The sequence below is a fragment of the Pectobacterium sp. HCp5_1 genome (assembly GCF_032905925.1).
In the GTDB taxonomy this organism is placed as follows: Bacteria; Pseudomonadota; Gammaproteobacteria; order Enterobacterales; family Enterobacteriaceae; genus Pectobacterium; species Pectobacterium brasiliense_A.
This window is the reverse complement of record NZ_JAUMIO010000023.1, coordinates 1-17,568: the sequence shown is the minus strand read 5'-3', so window position 1 is coordinate 17,568 and position 17,568 is coordinate 1. Positions and strand designations below refer to the sequence as shown.

The window sequence follows — 17,568 nt, the reverse complement described above, 5'->3', positions numbered from 1 at the left end:
GTATCTCATTAGGCTCTGCCGGATACTATACCCTCTGCTTTTAACATCATATTAACGTTCACACTATGTCTCTTCAGCAACAATCTGTATCACCCCAGCCGCAACCGGGGCTTAGCCTGTCTTTGACCCTGATTATGTCTGTCGCGACCGGTCTTGCCGTCGCCAGTAACTATTATGCCCAGCCGCTGCTGGAGACCATTGCCAGAGTCTTTGCGCTTTCCGTCAATCAGGCAGGGTTTATTGTCACCGCCGCACAGTTGGGTTATGCCGTCGGTTTGCTGTTTTTGGTGCCGCTAGGGGATATGTTTGAACGCCGGACGCTGATTGTCGGCATGACGTTACTCGCCGCAGGCGGGATGCTGATCACCGCCTCTGCACCCACGCTCTGGATAATGATTGCGGGTACAGCGTTAACTGGTCTGTTCTCCGTTGTCGCACAGCTCTTGGTGCCTCTCGCCGCCACGCTGGCGACGCCGGAAACGCGCGGTAAAGTCGTGGGCACGATTATGAGTGGCCTGCTGCTGGGGATTCTGCTGGCGCGTACCGTCGCGGGTGCACTGGCTTCACTCGGTGACTGGCGCACCGTGTACTGGGTTGCCAGCACGCTGATGGTCATCATGGCACTGATTTTGTGGCGGGCATTACCGCGAATTCCTCAGCAAAACACGCTGAACTACCCGCAGTTACTCGTCTCAATCTTCCGCCTGTTCTCCACCACCCCGCTGCTGCGCACGCGTGCCATCCTGGGCTGTCTGTCCTTTGCCAACTTCAGCATTCTATGGACGTCGATGGCCTTCCTGCTAGCCTCACCGCCATACGGTTATTCCGAAGGCGTTATCGGCCTGTTCGGTTTGGTTGGTGCGGCCGGAGCCTTAGCGGCATCACGCGCCGGACGTTTAGTCGATCAGGGCAAAGCCAAGCCGACCACCAGCGTAGGGATTATCCTGCTTTTGCTGTCGTGGGGCTTTATCGCGCTCGGTATTCATTCCGTGGCGGCACTGCTCATTGGCATCATCGTGCTGGATCTGGCGGTTCAGGGCGTACACGTCACCAACCAGAGCGTGATCTATCGTATGATGCCCGAAGCGCGTAATCGCCTGACATCAGGCTACATGACCAGCTATTTTATCGGCGGCGCACTGGGATCGCTCCTTTCCGCCTCGGCTTACCAGCAGTGGGGCTGGCTTGGGGTCTGTGCCGCGGGCGGCATCATCAGCCTGTTGAATCTGCTGGTGTGGTGGCGAAGCCATCATCACGAAACGCAGGAAGCGATGGCGGCACTATAAACCTTCATATTTGCAACACAGACCTTCGTATTTACAACACGCTCGCGTGAGACTGTCTTATTTGAGACAGTTTCTCGCGAGAAAATTACGCCCGATACCATTGCATCAAAAACCATCACGCCTGTTACGCAATAACGTGAAATTCCGGTGACGCTTTGCTAGTGTTATCGGTTAATTTCCTTTAAGAACAAAACATATCAAGCTAGTGAAGACATTAACCTCATCTGCACCGACAAAATCTGCGTCTTTTAGCGAAGGCGTCTTTGACAGCCTGCCGATTGTTATCGGCTACATGCCCGTAGCATTCGCGTTTGGCATGAATGCCGTCAAGCTAGGTTTTACCCCGCTGGAAGGCATTTTCCTTTCTTGCATCATTTACGCTGGAGCCAGCCAGTTCGTCATCACCGCCCTGCTCAGCGCAGGCATGTCCATCTGGGTGGCAGCATTGACCGTCATGGCGATGGATGTGCGCCATGTGTTGTATGGACCCGCGTTACGGCATCGTATTGCGCAGCGGCTGCCGACCCGAAAAACCGCGCTGTGGGCGTTCGGCCTGACGGACGAAGTCTTTGCCGCAGCCGCCACCCGACTCGCGAAAGATAACCGCCGCTGGTCAGAAGAGTGGATGATGGGTGTGTCACTGCTCGCCTGGCTCTCATGGGTGCTCGGCACGGTGATCGGAGCCGTGTTCGGTAACGGCCCGTTGAATGATTACCCTGCCGTTGAAGCGGCGTTGTCTTTCATGCTGCCCGCACTTTTCCTGAGCTTTTTACTCGCGTCCTTCAGGCGGAAACAGAGTCTGGTCGTCGCCTGCGCGCTCGGCGGCGCGCTGCTTGGTCTGCTGCTTTCCTCCATCCCAGCCGCAATACTGTTCGGCATTATCAGCGGCTGTCTGGCTTCGCTGGTGAATCCTGCCACGCCACAGGTGAACGTATGAGTACAGAAGTCATTCTTATCGGGCTGATTGTCGGGCTGGTGAACTACCTCTTCCGCTATCTGCCGCTACGGCTGAGCGCCTCACGCGCTTCCGGTTCGCTGCAACGCGGTAAAAAAGCGATGTTGCTTGATAGCATTGGCATTGCTTCCATTTGTGCGCTGCTGATTGTTTCCAGCGTGCCGGATATTCTCGCGCATCGTGAAAAGCTGCTGCCAACGCTGGTAGGATTCATTACGCTGACCGCCTGTTTTTATAAAACCCGTAGCATCGTCTTATCAACGTTACTGGGTGCGCTCTGCTACGGCATTGCCTTTAAACTGCTTTGAATCCGTCGGGCGGATTATCAACTAACATTTTGATTTAAATAAAGTAATCGGTGAATAATCTTCATCTTAAGCGATTCTCCGCTTACTTTCTGTCACAGAAATAAGCACAATTTCCCACCTTAATGCCGTTTACCCAGTTAGTAACATTAGTTACTATGCACTCCGTGATTAATGAGGTTTATATAAAAAATGGACAGTTCATTCACTCCTATAGAACAAATGCTCGACCTGCGTGCTTCGCGTAAGCCCGACTTCCCGCGTCAGGAAGTGCTATTGCTGCGTTTATTCATGCACGTTCAGGGCAAAATCCTGGAACACAGAAACCGAATTCTGAAAGAACAGGGCATCAATGAAACCCTCTTCATGGCATTGCTGACGCTGGAATCTCAAGAGTCTTATAGCATTCAGCCTTCTGAACTCAGTGCCGCACTGGGATCGTCACGCACTAACGCGACGCGCATTGCCGACGATCTGGAAAAAAGAGGCTGGATTGAACGGCGTGAAAGCAGTAGTGACAGACGCTGCCTGCATCTGCATCTGACAGAAGAAGGCAAAGCATTTCTTGGTCAACTGATTCCACCGCAGCACCATAGCCTCCATGTGCTTTGCTCCGTGCTTGAATCTGGTGAGCAAAAGCAGCTCGAAAGCCTGATGAGAAAGCTGCTGGTCCGGCTGGATGAGATGGACGAGTCAGTCAACGAATAACAGAAAAAACAACAACAAAAAACAATAGTCAGCACCTTTCCACCCGGAATGACCCGATGCTTATGTATCGGGCGGAGGCGTTTTGCTGCGAAAAATAGGCATGACCTCTCCGCAACCGCGACATGCGGCTTAGCAAAACGGCAATCTCACGCTCCGGGCGGGCGACCTTAAGCCCACCGGGCCGCACAGAAAAATGAATTCATTGCGACTATCGCCAGACTGCTCTGTCTGGTGCGATAGCCGATACAAAGAAAATAAAAAGAGAGAGAACAGCATGAGTGAAAGTGTGGAAAATCAGGTGCCGCAGACGCCACAGAAAAACAAAAAACAGCAACGCAAACGCGTGTTATCGCTGCTGACGTTTATTTTCGTCGTGCTGGGCTGTGCCTGGCTGGTTTACTGGTTCCTGGTGCTCAGACACCACGAAAACACCGACGACGCCTACGTCGCAGGCAATCAGATTCAGATCATGGCGCAGGTCAGCGGCAGCGTCACCCATGTTAACGTCGACAATACCGATTTTGTTAAGCAGGGACAGGTGCTGGTGGAGTTAGATCCGACCGATGCCCAGCAGGCGTTTGAACGCGCGAAAACCGGGCTGGCCAACAGCGTCCGCCAGACGCACCAGTTGATCATCAACAGTAAGCAGTATCAGGCCAATATTGAGCTGCGCCAAACTGAGCTGAACAAGGCACAAAGTGACTTGAGCCGCCGGGAAGCACTCGGCAGCGCCAATGCTATCGGGCGTGAAGAAGTGCAGCATGCTCGCGATGCCGTCGCAACCGCCAAAGCCGCACTGGAAGTCGCCAGACAGCAATATCAGGCGAATCAGGCAATGATTCTGGATACGCCGCTTGAGAAGCAACCCGCCATACAGCAAGCCTCCGTAGAAATGCGCGATGCCTGGCTGGCGCTACAACGTACCAAGATCGTCAGCCCGATTGACGGCTATGTCTCACGCCGCAGCGTGCAGATTGGGGCGCGTATCTCTTCGACATCAGCGCTGATGGCCGTCGTTCCTGCCAATCACCTGTGGGTCGATGCGAACTTCAAAGAGACACAGTTAGCCAATATGCGTATCGGCCAACCGGCTACCGTGATCGCGGATATCTACGGTGACGACGTCGTGTATCAGGGAAAAGTGGTCGGTCTCGATATGGGTACCGGTAGCGCGTTCTCTCTGCTGCCTGCGCAGAACGCGACGGGCAACTGGATCAAGGTCGTGCAGCGCCTGCCCGTGCGTATTGAGATCGATCCGAAGCAGGTCGCCGAACATCCGTTGCGTATCGGTCTGTCCGCGCTGGTTAATGTCGATACCGCCAATACCGAAGGCAGCGCGTTAGCAGAAACCTCACGCACCACGCCAGCCTACCAAAGTGATGCGCTGACGTTGGATCTCACGCCTGTTAATCAGGAAATCAGCGCCATTATTCAGGCGAATGCCGGTTAAGCGGACAGGAGAGAAACGTGCAGAGAGAACCGCTTAAAGGCGCGAGTCTGGCCTGGATGACCGTTGCTCTGTCGCTGGCAACGTTTATGCAGGTGCTGGACTCCACCATCGCCAACGTCGCTATTCCGACCATCGCCGGTAATCTGGGTGCGTCCAACTCACAGGGAACGTGGGTCATCACCTCGTTCGGCGTTGCCAACGCCATCTCTATTCCTATTACCGGCTGGCTGGCCAAACGGTTTGGGGAAGTCCGCCTCTTTCTGTGGTCAACGGCGCTCTTCGCCCTGACGTCCTGGCTGTGCGGAATATCCACCAGCCTGGAAATGCTGATTTTCTCCCGCGTGTTGCAGGGGATTGTCGCCGGGCCACTGATCCCGCTGTCACAGAGTCTGTTGCTCAGCAATTATCCCCCCGCCAAACGCAGCATCGCCTTGGCGCTGTGGTCCATGACCGTGGTCGTCGCACCGATCTGTGGCCCGATTCTGGGCGGCTGGATTAGCGACAACTATCACTGGGGCTGGATATTCTTCATCAACGTTCCGTTGGGCATCGCCGTAGTGTTCATTGCCATGCAAACGCTGCGCGGGCGAGAAACCAAAACCGAGATCAAGCCCATCGATACCATCGGGCTGGCGTTGCTGGTTGTCGGCATCGGCAGCCTCCAGATGATGCTCGACCGCGGAAAAGAGCTGGACTGGTTTAACTCGCCGGAAATCATCACCCTGACCGTGGTGGCGGTGATTGCAATCGCGTTCCTGATTGTCTGGGAACTGACGGACGACCACCCGGTAGTGGATTTGTCGCTGTTTAAATCGCGCAACTTCACCATTGGCTGTTTGTGTATCAGCCTCGCCTACATGTTTTACTTCGGAGCTATCGTGCTCTTGCCGCAGCTGTTGCAGGAGGTGTATGGCTATACCGCCACCTGGGCGGGGCTGGCGTCCGCCCCCGTTGGGCTGATGCCGGTGGTGCTATCGCCGATCATCGGCCGATTTGCTCCGCGTCTGGATATGCGCAAACTGGTGACGTTCAGCTTTATCATGTACGCCGTCTGTTTCTACTGGCGAGCGTACACGTTCGAGCCGGGCATGGATTTCGGCGCATCGGCCTGGCCGCAGTTCGTTCAGGGGTTTGCCGTCGCCTGCTTCTTCATGCCGCTGACGACCATCACGCTGTCAGGTCTTCCGCCGGAGCGTTTGGCAGCAGCATCAAGTTTGTCGAACTTTACCCGAACGCTGGCGGGATCGATCGGGACGTCGATTACCACCACACTATGGACACAGCGCGAATCGCTGCATCATGCACACCTGACGGAATCTATCACGCCGTATAATCCGATCGCGCAGGAAACGTACCAGCAGCTTCAGGCGATGGGGATGAGCCAAACGCAGGCCTCGGCCTACATCGCAGAGCAGATTACCGCACAGGGGCTGATTATTTCCGCCAACGAAATCTTCTGGGCGGCAGCAGCCGTATTTTTGGTTCTGCTGGTGCTGGTCTGGTTCGCTAAACCGCCCTTTACCACTGGCGGTGGAGGCGGTGGCGCGCACTAACTCGCCGTACGCTTTCTTTCCCCTTCTGCCAGCAACGGGCCGAAGGGGAATTCTCTTTTCCCCTTCCAATCGTCCCCTGATGACTCAAATACACTCCCCCTTCTTATAGCGCTGTAGCGAATAAGGATTTACAGATTCGGGATAAACATATTTTCACATTCCGATTACAATGCGCCTCTTTTATTCGGGGATTACGTGGTTCTTTTATGTCACAGATTTTACATTTCATTTTGGCAACAGCAGCCATTTTTTTGCTGGCCCTACTCGTCAGTCACGACAGAAAACGCATCCGCCTGCGCTTTATTGTGCAACTGTTGGTGATTGAAATTTTGCTAGCCTATTTCCTTTTGCATTCCAGCATCGGACTTAACGCGATTAGTTCCTTTGCCGGGTTGTTTGAAAAGCTATTATCTTTCGCCAATCAAGGAACCGATTTTGTGTTTGGTGGGATGAACGCACAAGGGCTTTCCTTTATCTTCCTCAACGTGCTCTGCCCTATCGTCTTTATTTCCGCATTGATCGGTATTTTGCAGCACTGGCGTATTTTGCCGCTGATTATCAAAGGCATCGGCACTTTACTGTCTAAGGTCAACGGGATGGGGAAACTGGAGTCGTTTAACGCCGTGAGTACGCTGATGCTCGGGCAGTCGGAGAACTTTATCGTCTATAAAGGCATCATCGCTGACATGTCGCCACGGCGGATGTACACGATGGCCGCGACGGCAATGTCGACCGTGTCCATGTCGATCATCAGCGCCTACATGACCATGCTGGACGCCAAATACGTCGTCGCCGCGCTGATTCTGAATATGTTCAGCACCTTTATCATTCTGTCGATCATCAACCCTTATCAGCCTGACGACGAACCAGAACTGAAGCTGGAAAAACTGCATGAAGACCAAAGCTTCTTTGAAATGCTGGGGGAATACATTCTTGCCGGTTTTAAAGTGGCGATGATTATCATGGCGATGCTGATCGGCTTCGTGGCCTTGATTGCCGCCGTGAATGCGCTGTTCAGCACCGTCTTCGGCATTAGCTTCCAGGCGATTATGGGCTATGTCTTTTCACCGTTAGCCTGGCTGATCGGCATTCCGTCTTCCGATATTCTGAACGCGGGCAGCATCATGGCGACCAAACTGGTGGCGAATGAATTCGTTGCCATGATCGAACTGAAGAAGATCGCGGCAGAGATGTCGCCACGCGGCTTGGGCATTTTGTCCGTATTCCTGATTTCCTTCGCTAACTTCGCGTCAATCGGCATTATCGCGGGCGCAATCAAAGGGCTGAATGAAGCACAGGGCAACGTGGTATCGCGCTTTGGCCTGAAGCTGGTTTATGGTTCTACGCTGGTGAGCTTACTGTCTGCGGCAGTGGCGGGACTGGTGCTGTAATAGTTATATATTGAAAAGAATCAGCCCCTGAAAAGGGGCTGATGAAAAAATCAGAAAGCGACGCAGACGGGAGCATCAATCCGCATGACGGATTCCTGCGCGAAACGTGATTTGTAGATGGTACGCAGCGCTTCAATATCACGCTCTTTATCAGCGCCGTGAATCAACATCAGCGCCTTGCTGTTCTCTCGGGCAACCACGCCATCGTTCCCCAGCCATTGCCCTTTGGCATCAAACACCGTCAGGCCTTCTTTAAAGCGTGGCGTAACGTCACCATCCAAAAACGCTTTCCACTCGGCCTCTGAAATCACCGGGCCAGCAGGACGATTCAAACCAAAATAAAGCGTGGTCTGCACCTGCTTATCGCCAATCTGACACGCATCAGCGGCTGGCGTAGCGGCAACGGACGAGTGTGGCAGCGAATGGCAACCGCTTACCAGCAATGTACCCAACAGCAACGATACCGCGATAACTTTCTGCTTCATCAATCGTCCTCTCATCCGTGGTTACACCGACTCAGGGAGCCAATTCTCCCTGTGCGCCGATGCGTGATATCAGGCCTGATTCTGTCGCCACCACTCGGACAGCAAAATGCCCGTTGCGACCGAAATATTCAGACTTTCAACTTTACCGGTGCCGCCGATAGAGACTTTTACATCACCCTGTTGCCAGGCGCTATCCGACAGGCCATCGCCCTCCTGGCCCAGCACGATCACAGTTTTCGCCGGAAGCGTCGCTTGTGACAATGCCGTGCCTTTATGGCTGGAGGTGGTCACGATGGTATAGCCTGCGTTACGGAACTCTGTCAGCACGGACAGGAAATCATCAGCGTTAATCGCTTTAACGTGTTCCGCACCACCTTCTGCCGTACGCACGGCCGCGCCGGATTCCAGCAGCGCCGCATCCTGCACCAGAATACCTTTCACGCCGAAATGCGCGCAGCTGCGCATAATGCCGCCGAGGTTGTGCGGGTTACCCACATCTTCCAGCGCCAGTACACAATCGTGCTCGCCAGCCGTTTTCAGGTACTCACGCACATCCAGTCCCTGACGCTTTTTAATCAGGAAGCAGACACCGCCGTGGTGCTCAGTGCCGGAAGCCTTAATCAGTTCGTCCTCTTCCACAACGTGGTAAGCCTTGCGGTTTGCCGCCATCCAGCGCAGTGCATCGCGGAAACGCGGCGTCACTTCTTGCAGGAACCAGGCACGAACGATCACCTCAGAGCGGTTTTTAAACAGCGCCTGGCAGGCATTTTCACCGTAGACACGTGTTTCTTCCTGACGCTGGCGACGCAGCTGCTCAGGATCGATATGGCTTTTGCCAGTGATCCCGCCATGGTCCGGCGTTTCGCTGTCGCTTGGCGCACGAGACACGGTTTTCCACGGGGATTCATACCCTCCCGTCTCTTCACCGCGTGGACGACGCGGACGATCGCCGCTACGTTCGTTACGATCTTTATTGCCCCACGGCGATTTCGCATTGCTATCGCCGTCGCGGGACGGATTTTCCCGGGCATAGCGCGGGTTAACGTCGCGCGGATGCTTCGGCTTTTCGCGTTGATCGCGAGAACCACCGCCATCACGCCGATCGCCACGGCGATCTTTGTCAGCTGGGCGCTTGTTTTTATTCTCTTTCTCGCCCTCATCATCACTACGGACGTACATCACACGGACTTTGCCGCTTTTACTATTGAATGAATCGCTCATTGTTTTCTCCACCTACGCGCTGGGCGCGAAGATTACCTTATGTACACCCGCTTAGCCACACGCTTGTGGTAAAAGAGCGCTAACAGTCAGAAGCTATTGTAGCTATTGGGCAAACCACGTTGTTGCCATAATGTCTCCCCACCATAATTTATTCACGCTTAAGCAACATGCCGTTGACTTTCCAATGCCGCATTGCGCGCATTTTATCAGCGACATCTTTATTTTAGCCCTTTTATCTGAGGCCCTGTTATGAATACGGTATGTGGATCTTGCCAAACAACCAATCGCCTGCCAGAAGAGCGTGTTGATGACCATGCAAAGTGTGGTCGTTGCGGAGAAACCTTATTCAGCGGTGACGTTACCAATGCCACAGAAGCGACGCTCGATAAGCTGTTACAGGACGATCTTCCCGTCGTGATCGATTTCTGGGCGCCCTGGTGTGGTCCCTGCATCAACTTTGCCCCGGTGTTTGAAAACGTCGCGCAGGAGCGTAGCGGGAAAGTCCGCTTTATTAAGGTCAATACCGAAGCTGAACCCGCACTCAGTACACGTTTCCGCATCCGCAGTATTCCAACCCTCATGATCTTTAAACAGGGCCAGATGGTCGACATTCTCAACGGCGCGCTGCCAAAAGCACAGTTCGAGAGCTGGCTGGACGAATCGCTGTAGAGAATTAGGGTAGGAGCGTAGGTATTATTGTCTCCTACCCTTTTGGTCAACCCGCCTGTCTATTAGAATGTCGCCTTTCTGAATCAGCTTCTCAACGATGAAAACGAAGCCGATTCGTTGCAGAATCTCATGGCGTCATCTATTTCATGCTCAACCATCCTTTAATGGTCAACCGTCCCCTCATGGACAATGCCGTACTCCGTCTGCGCCAGCAACGTCTTGAGCAGTCAACCAAACCGTTCCGCGCCCGTGGCTGCCGCGTAGTACGCTGTCAGCAGTGTTTATTACCCGCAACTAACTGCCTGTGCCACACCATTCAGGCACAGCAATCCCGCAGCCGATTCTGTCTGGTGATGTTTGACACCGAGCCGCTAAAGCCAAGCAATACCGGACGTCTTATCGCCGATATTCTCCCTGAGACACAGGCGTTTCGCTGGTCACGCACCGAGCCCGATCCCGAGTTGCTTGCTGCCCTGCAAAACCCGGACGTTCAGCCGTATCTGGTTTTCCTTGCCGATGCCGCGGAAGAAGGACGTCAGGTGTTTCACCAGCTTCCCGCAACGGAAAAGCCCGCGCTATTTGTCTTACTCGATGGTACGTGGCCGGAAGCGCGTAAAATGTTCCGCAAAAGTCCTTATCTGGACAACCTGCCGATCCTGTCGCTGAATGTAGAGGCACTTTCCCGCTATCAGCTGCGCGAAGCCAGTAGCGCAGGACAGCACTGCACCGCCGAGATTGCCATCGCCCTACTCGCACAGGCGGGGGATATCGTCGCGGCCGACGCGCTATCACAGCATTTTGACCGTTTCCGACGACACTATCTGGCAGGGAAATCACACCACAGCTTGCGGGAAAATTTACCCATCGTCACAGCACAAGCGGCAGAAAGCGTTTAGTATCAAAGGGGATTGTTCTAAAGGAGTGACGCATGAGCCAGCGCGGATTGGAAGCACTGTTACGCCCTAAGTCTATCGCCGTTCTCGGCGCGTCAGAAAAGCCGGGACGAGCCGGTTTTCTGATGATGAAAAATCTGCTGGACGGCCATTTCAGCGGCCCCGTGCTGCCTGTTACGCCGAAATATCGTGCCGTTTGCGGCGTGCTGGCCTATCCGACGGTCGCCAGCCTGCCGATGACGCCCGATCTTGCCGTGATTTGCACCAACGCCAGCCGTAATCTGACGCTGTTAGAAGAACTGGGACAGAAAGGCTGCAAAACCGTCATCATTCTCTCCGCGCCGCCGACCCAGTTCAGCGAATTAAAGGCCTGCGCCGTGCGCTATCACATGCGCCTGCTTGGCCCCAACAGCCTCGGGCTACTCGCGCCCTGGCAAGGCCTGAATGCCAGTTTCTCCCCAGTCCCGATTATGAAAGGCAAATTGGCATTCATTTCGCAGTCGGCTGCTGTGTCCAACACCATATTGGACTGGGCGCAGCAGCGCGGTATTGGCTTTTCCTATTTCATCGCTCTGGGCGACAGCCTGGATATCGATGTCGACGACCTGTTAGATTTTCTGGCACGCGATGGCAAAACTAGTGCGATTTTGCTGCATCTGGAACACATCAGCGATGCGCGCCGCTTTCTTTCTGCTTCTCGTAGCGCATCCCGAAATAAACCGATACTGGTGATAAAAAGCGGACGCAGCCAGCAGGCGCAGCAACTGTTGAATGACCAGCGCCACGGTCTGGATGCCGCCTATGACGCAGCAATTCAACGTGCAGGCTTACTGCGGGTACGGGATACGCATGAGCTTTTTTCCGCAGTGGAAACCTTAAGCCACCTGCGGCCGCTGCGCGGTGAACGCTTGATGCTGGTGAGCAATGGCGCGTCGCCCGCCGCACAGGCGCTGGATCAGCTCCTCAGCCGACAAGGCAAGCTGGCACAGCTCAGCGAGGCGACCCGACAAGCGCTACAGGAGGCGCTGCCGCCGACCGTCACTATCGGCAATCCGCTCGATCTGCGTGATGACGCGACCGCAGCCCGCTATCAGGCAGCGGTTTCGGTATTACTGGACAGCGATGAAGTCGATGCACTCTTAATCATTCACGCGCCCAGTGCCGCTGCCCCCAGCACAGATAGCGCTGCGCAATTGATTACGCTCTTCCAACAGCATCCGCGTGGGAAAAGAATTACGCTGCTGACCAACTGGTGTGGTGAATTCTCCTCGCAGGAAGCACGACGCTTGTTTAACGATGCAGGCATTCCGACCTATCGCACGCCGGAAGGCGCGGTTACGGCATTTATGCATATCGTCGAATATCGGCGTAATCAGAAACAGCTAAAGGAAACCCCGGCGCTGCCGCTGAATTTAGGCATCAACGCCAGTCAGGCACATGCGCTGATTCATCAGGCGCTGTCAGATGGCGTGACGCAGCTTGATACGCATGAAGTTCAACCCATCCTGCAAGCCTACGGTTTGGATACGCTACCCACCTGGATCGCGGGCGACAGCGCAGAAGCCGTCCATATCGCCGAACAAATTGGCTACCCGGTCGCGATTAAGCTGAGATCGCCCGATATTCCACATAAATCGGAAGTTCAGGGCGTCATGCTGTACCTGAGAACCGCCAGAGAAGTCCAGCAGGCGGCAGATGCTATTCTTGACCGAGTGAAACGCACCTACCCACAGGCACGCATTTACGGTCTGCTCGTGCAGAGCATGGCAAATCGTGCCGGTGCGCAGGAACTTAGGATTGCCGTCGAGCAGGATCCCGTTTTCGGTCCGCTGATTATGCTAGGAGAAGGCGGCGTTGAGTGGCGAGAAAAACAGGCTGCCGTCGCCCTGCCTCCGCTGAATATGACGCTGGCCCGCTATTTGGTGCTGCAAGCGGTGAAAGGCGGCAAGATTCGGGAATACAGCGCGCTGCGTCCGCTGGACATTCCCGCGCTCAGTCGCTTGCTGGTTCAGGTATCCAACCTGATTCTCGACTGCCCTGAAATTTCCCGGCTAGATATTCATCCTCTGCTGGCATCCGGGGACACCTTTACGCTGCTGGATGTCACGCTACATCTGACGCCGTTCAGTGGCGATCCGCAGTCAAGGCTGGCAATCCGCCCTTATCCACACGAGCTGGAAGAAACGGTTACCCTCAAAAATGGTGATAGCTGTCTGTTCCGGCCAATTTTGCCGGAAGATGAACCGCTGCTCAGTTCGTTCATTGCAAGAGTGACGAAAGAAGACCTGTATTACCGTTATTTCAGCGAAATTAATGAATTTACTCACGAAGACTTAGCCAATATGACACAAATTGACTACGATCGTGAGATGGCATTCGTTGCCGTACGCCAGCTCGGTGAGGAGACTGAGATTATTGGCGTGACGCGTGCGATTTCGGATCCGGATAATACGGATGCGGAATTTGCCGTGCTGGTGCGATCCGATCTAAAAGGGCTGGGCCTTGGCAGACGCCTGTTGGAAAAGCTGATTGATTACGCCAAAGCGCATGGTCTCTCCCGCTTGACCGGCATCACCATGCCGCATAATCAAGGCATGATCCAGCTGTCCAAAAAGCTCGGTTTTCACATCGACGTACAATTAGAAGAGGGAATTGTGACGCTGGAATTGCCGCTGAAGAATTGATAGCAAGACGTGACATGGCTCTTGCAACGGGAATTGTGATACCGATTCAATGGCAAAACAGACTCACAACAGCCGGAAAGTAATGGTATTATCGCCCATTCGGCTACTCCTTAACTTTTGATAATGACCAGAAGGTCATATACCCTAATGCAGCTCGACGTATGGTGGGTATAAACTGATGAGAGAAGAAACGCACTGTGATGCTGTCAAATTTTAAACGCAATAAATACCAACAGCACCTTGCACAACTGCCCAGAATTCCCCAGAACGCAGATGATGTTCAGACGTTACATTCGCCTGAGCTTTTCCGCACGACGCTGATTAACGCCATTTTGAGTGCTAAAAAACGCATCTATATCGTAGCGTTATATCTTGAGCGCGATGATGGCGGCATGGGAGTTCTATCCGCAATTTATGAAGCCAAACGGCAGTGCCCAGAGCTGGATGTCCGCATTCTGGTAGACTGGCATCGTGCTCAGCGCGGCAGGATCGGCGCAGCGGCAGAAAATACCAATGCCGACTGGTATTGCGATATGGCGAAAAAACATCCAGACACGCATTTCCCTATCTATGGTATTCCTGTCAACACACGCGAAGCATTGGGCGTGCTGCACCTGAAAGGATTCATTGTCGATGACACGGTCATCTACAGCGGGGCCAGCCTGAATGATGTTTATCTGCACCAACATCAGAAATACCGTTATGACCGCTATCAGCTGATTCATAATCCGGTATTGGCCGATACGATGGTGAAATATATCCAGACCATGCTGACGGCTCCGGCAGTACAGCGATTGGATCATACCGATCGCCCGAAAAGTCTGGAAATAAAAAATGATATCAAGCAGTTCCGACAAACGTTACGTACTGCCAATTATCAGGCTCCAGAACACAGCACGGACGCGAACGAATTAACCGTCACGCCGCTAGTCGGGTTAGGAAAACAAAGTCCGCTGAATAAGACCATCCATCACCTGATGTATTGCGCTGATGAGCATGTGGTTATCTGCACCCCGTATTTCAACCTGCCAGCGCTGCTGGTGAGAAATATCATCCGGCTATTACGAGACGGTAAAAAAGTAGAAATTATTATCGGTGATAAGACCGCTAACGATTTCTATATTCCAGAAGATCAGCCTTTCAAAATCATCGGCGCGTTACCGTATCTCTATGAGATCAACCTACGCCGTTTCCTGAGTCGTCTGGAGCGCTACATTGAGAATCAGCAGCTTGTTGTGCGGCTATGGAAAGATGGTGATAACAGCTTCCATCTGAAAGGCATGTGGGTAGATGACAAGTGGCAACTGTTGACGGGAAATAACCTTAACCCACGCGCATGGCGTCTGGATCTGGAAAATGCCATCCTGATTCACGATCCTCAGAAGGTTCTATTGCAGCAACGTCTGGACGAGCTGGACACGATCAGGACGCATACTCACATCGTACAAAGCTATACGGAACTGGAGAGCATCGCGCAATATCCCGTGAAAGTCCGCAAACTGATACGACGTCTGCGCCGTATCCGTATCGATCGACTCATCAGTCGTATTCTCTAAGACCCGTAATCTGCTTTTAAAAAAACCTCGGAAGCCGAGGTTTTTTATTGTCATTTGGGAGCCTGGCCGGTGCAACTACCGACCAGGCGTTATGGCAACTAAAGCTTCATTCCTTTGCCTCTGCGATGCAGCGTCAATGACACAATAAACGCAACCGCCCCCATCACTGATACATACCAGAAGAAAGCCGTTTCCATACCAAACGATTTAAGCGAAAGTGCAACATACTCAGCCGAACCACCAAACAGCGCATTAGCAACCGCATAAGATAAGCCGACGCCCAACGCCCGGACTTCAGGCGGGAACATTTCTGCTTTTAAAATGCCGCTGATGGACGTGTAGAAACTGACAATAATCAGTGAAAGCATCACCAACGAGAAGGCAATGACAGGGCTAGTCACACTCTGCAGTACCGTCAGAATGGGAACCGTCAGCAATGCCGCAAGCCCGCCGAAACAGAGCATGGAGCTGCGACGGCCGATCTTATCCGACAGCGCACCAAAGAACGGCTGTAGCAGCATAAAAATAAACAGTGCGAGGGTCATTAACCCGCTAGCCGTTTTCGCATCCATCCCTGCTGTATTCACCAGATACTTTTGCATGTAAGTGGTAAACGTATAAAAAGCTAAAGAACCACCGGCCGTAAAACCCAGTACGGTAATAAAGGCGCGGCGATGTTTCCACAAACCCGCAAGTGAGCCAGCATCTTTATGTCCGCGAGTCGTTTTATCAGACGTTTCATTCAAAGAGCGACGTAAATAAAGCGCGACAATCGCTAAAATAGCGCCGAGAGCGAAAGGAATACGCCATCCCCACGCCCGCAAATCTTCATCACTCAGTATCTGTTGTAATATCACAACGACTAACAGCGCCAGTAGTTGGCCGCCAATCAGCGTGACATACTGGAAAGAAGCATAGAATCCCTTCCGTCCCTCAACGGCAACTTCACTCATATACGTTGCGCTAGTGCCGTATTCTCCACCGACAGAAAGCCCCTGAAATAAACGGGCTAATAACAGTAAAAAGGGAGCCCAGGTGCCAATGGTTTCATATCCCGGTAAACATGCAATAACCAGAGATCCAAAACACATCATGCAGACTGAAATTAGCATTGAATTTTTACGACCATGCTTGTCTGCAATGTAACCGAAAAGCCAACCGCCTATCGGTCTCATTAAAAAGCCTGCTGCAAAAACCCCTGCGGTTTGTAGTAATTGAGTGGTGGTATTTCCCGAAGGGAAAAAGATATGGGCAAAATAGATTGAGCAAAAGGAATAAACATAAAAATCAAACCACTCAACCAAGTTACCCGATGAAGCGCCAACTATAGCTCGGATACGTTGACGCGTATCTTTCGCATTTTCCGTTAGATCAGTCATCTTATTTTATTCTCCTGTTTTTCCGGGCATAAAACGATGCCCGCTATAGTAAAGCGGCACTTAACCCCTGAGGCAACAAGTTCCTGATTGTAATAATTTATTAATGTAACAACGCAAATAGTGCTTTTATTACCCTTAACTGAAACACGGATAAATAAAACAGCACAAACAGGACGTTATTATGAGGTGGGTTAGTAAGAAGATAAGCGGGTCTATTCAGGTAAAAGGAAGAGTTTACGATCCTGAAATAGAAATAAATAAAAGGCCATCCTATTAAGGATGGCCTTTTATCTTAATTAAAACCTGGCAGTTCCCTACTCTCACATGGGGAAGCCCCACACTACCATCGGCGCTACGGCGTTTCACTTCTGAGTTCGGCATGGGGTCAGGTGGGACCACCGCGCTATCGCCGCCAGGTAAATTCTTTTTTAAGCCGAACATTAACCCAAATAACTGGTGCTGATACCCAGAGTCGAACTGGGGACCTCACCCTTACCAAGGGTGCGCTCTACCAACTGAGCCATATCAGCGCACCTGTATAATTTGATGCCTGGCAGTTCCCTACTCTCACATGGGGAAGCCCCACACTACCATCGGCGCTACGGCGTTTCACTTCTGAGTTCGGCATGGGGTCAGGTGGGACCACCGCGCTATCGCCGCCAGGCAAATTCTGTTTCATTCCAGCCGTTACTATGGTGACTTTATCTTTCTCGTCATCACGCAACCACCAGAACCAATCTCTGAACAAGCTGAATATCGTTCTCTATGAGTCATCTCACAAAACACCTTCGGTGTTGTAAGGTTAAGCCTCTCGGGTCATTAGTACTGGTTAGCTCAACGTATCGCTACGCTTACACACCCAGCCTATCTACGTCGTCGTCTTCAACGGCCCTTCAGGGGTATCAAGTACCCAGGGAAGACTCATCTCGAGGCAAGTTTCCCGCTTAGATGCTTTCAGCGGTTATCTCTTCCGCACTTAGCTACCGGGCAATGCAATTGGCATCACAACCCGTACACCAGTGGTGCGTTCACT

General features: G+C 52.8%; 14 protein-coding genes, 1 tRNA gene and 3 rRNA genes. 11 read left to right on the top strand and 7 right to left on the bottom strand.

Annotation, left to right across the window (positions count from 1 at the left end):
- Positions 1–65: 65 nt before the first annotated feature.
- From Q3A88_RS15545 to Q3A88_RS15515, 7 genes are all read left to right on the top strand, one after another.
- A complete protein-coding gene (locus Q3A88_RS15545; RefSeq protein ID WP_039318166.1) occupies positions 66–1,286 on the top strand; it encodes an MFS transporter in 1,221 nt (406 codons plus the stop codon).
- Positions 1,287–1,491: 205 nt separating this feature from the next.
- Positions 1,492–2,223 (top strand): AzlC family ABC transporter permease, encoded by a 732-nt coding sequence (locus tag Q3A88_RS15540; protein ID WP_317178231.1) that lies wholly within the window; start codon positions 1,492–1,494, stop codon positions 2,221–2,223.
- Complete coding sequence (gene ygaH / locus Q3A88_RS15535; RefSeq protein ID WP_317178230.1) at positions 2,220–2,549, top strand: L-valine transporter subunit YgaH; 330 nt, start codon at positions 2,220–2,222, stop codon at positions 2,547–2,549. Before Q3A88_RS15540 ends, ygaH begins: the two co-directional genes overlap by 4 nt.
- Before the next feature lie 189 nt (positions 2,550–2,738).
- On the top strand, positions 2,739–3,254 hold the full coding sequence (gene mprA, locus Q3A88_RS15530; RefSeq protein ID WP_014916439.1) for a transcriptional repressor MprA: 516 nt from the start codon (positions 2,739–2,741) through the stop codon (positions 3,252–3,254).
- 274 nt (positions 3,255–3,528) lie between these two features.
- The gene (gene emrA / locus Q3A88_RS15525) at positions 3,529–4,704 is read left to right on the top strand and encodes a multidrug efflux MFS transporter periplasmic adaptor subunit EmrA (RefSeq protein WP_039288556.1); all 1,176 of its coding nucleotides are present in this window, start codon (positions 3,529–3,531) and stop codon (positions 4,702–4,704) included.
- A gap of 17 nt (positions 4,705–4,721) precedes the next feature.
- A complete protein-coding gene (gene emrB, locus Q3A88_RS15520; protein ID WP_317178229.1) occupies positions 4,722–6,257 on the top strand; it encodes a multidrug efflux MFS transporter permease subunit EmrB in 1,536 nt (511 codons plus the stop codon).
- Positions 6,258–6,463: 206 nt separating this feature from the next.
- The gene (locus Q3A88_RS15515) at positions 6,464–7,648 is read left to right on the top strand and encodes a NupC/NupG family nucleoside CNT transporter (protein ID WP_317178228.1); all 1,185 of its coding nucleotides are present in this window, start codon (positions 6,464–6,466) and stop codon (positions 7,646–7,648) included.
- A gap of 50 nt (positions 7,649–7,698) precedes the next feature.
- Here the strand turns inward: Q3A88_RS15515 and Q3A88_RS15510 are convergent, their stop codons facing one another.
- Together Q3A88_RS15510 and Q3A88_RS15505 are read right to left on the bottom strand one after the other, a co-directional pair.
- A complete protein-coding gene (locus Q3A88_RS15510) occupies positions 7,699–8,133 on the bottom strand; it encodes a DUF3574 domain-containing protein (RefSeq protein WP_110164105.1) in 435 nt (144 codons plus the stop codon).
- A gap of 69 nt (positions 8,134–8,202) precedes the next feature.
- On the bottom strand, positions 8,203–9,354 hold the full coding sequence (locus tag Q3A88_RS15505) for a tRNA/rRNA methyltransferase (protein WP_110164106.1): 1,152 nt from the start codon (positions 9,352–9,354) through the stop codon (positions 8,203–8,205).
- A 249-nt stretch (positions 9,355–9,603) separates the two neighbouring features.
- On the opposite strand from Q3A88_RS15505, the gene trxC reads away from it, so the two are divergent.
- The 4 genes from trxC to pssA all read left to right on the top strand — a co-directional run bounded on the left by trxC (position 9,604) and on the right by pssA (position 15,156).
- Positions 9,604–10,023: a thioredoxin TrxC gene (gene trxC, locus Q3A88_RS15500; RefSeq protein WP_014916445.1), complete on the top strand. Its 420-nt coding sequence runs from the start codon at positions 9,604–9,606 to the stop codon at positions 10,021–10,023.
- A 182-nt stretch (positions 10,024–10,205) separates the two neighbouring features.
- Positions 10,206–10,919: a tRNA-uridine aminocarboxypropyltransferase gene (locus tag Q3A88_RS15495; protein WP_014916446.1), complete on the top strand. Its 714-nt coding sequence runs from the start codon at positions 10,206–10,208 to the stop codon at positions 10,917–10,919.
- Positions 10,920–10,951: 32 nt separating this feature from the next.
- Positions 10,952–13,600 carry a bifunctional acetate--CoA ligase family protein/GNAT family N-acetyltransferase gene (locus Q3A88_RS15490; RefSeq protein WP_014916447.1) on the top strand — a complete coding sequence of 883 codons (2,649 nt, stop codon included), beginning with the start codon at positions 10,952–10,954 and terminating at the stop codon, positions 13,598–13,600.
- A 200-nt stretch (positions 13,601–13,800) separates the two neighbouring features.
- Positions 13,801–15,156 (top strand): CDP-diacylglycerol--serine O-phosphatidyltransferase, encoded by a 1,356-nt coding sequence (pssA, locus tag Q3A88_RS15485; protein WP_110164107.1) that lies wholly within the window; start codon positions 13,801–13,803, stop codon positions 15,154–15,156.
- A 98-nt stretch (positions 15,157–15,254) separates the two neighbouring features.
- On the opposite strand, the gene Q3A88_RS15480 is transcribed toward pssA, so the two are convergent.
- From Q3A88_RS15480 to Q3A88_RS15460, 5 genes are all read right to left on the bottom strand, one after another.
- Positions 15,255–16,535 carry an MFS transporter gene (locus tag Q3A88_RS15480; RefSeq protein ID WP_014916449.1) on the bottom strand — a complete coding sequence of 427 codons (1,281 nt, stop codon included), beginning with the start codon at positions 16,533–16,535 and terminating at the stop codon, positions 15,255–15,257.
- 301 nt (positions 16,536–16,836) lie between these two features.
- A 5S ribosomal RNA gene (gene rrf / locus Q3A88_RS15475) occupies positions 16,837–16,952 on the bottom strand.
- A 37-nt stretch (positions 16,953–16,989) separates the two neighbouring features.
- Positions 16,990–17,065: transfer RNA gene (locus Q3A88_RS15470), tRNA-Thr, on the bottom strand.
- Positions 17,066–17,083: 18 nt separating this feature from the next.
- Positions 17,084–17,199: ribosomal RNA gene (rrf, locus tag Q3A88_RS15465) — 5S ribosomal RNA — on the bottom strand.
- Between the two features lie 134 nt (positions 17,200–17,333).
- A 23S ribosomal RNA gene (locus tag Q3A88_RS15460) occupies positions 17,334–17,568 on the bottom strand; the annotation flags it as partial.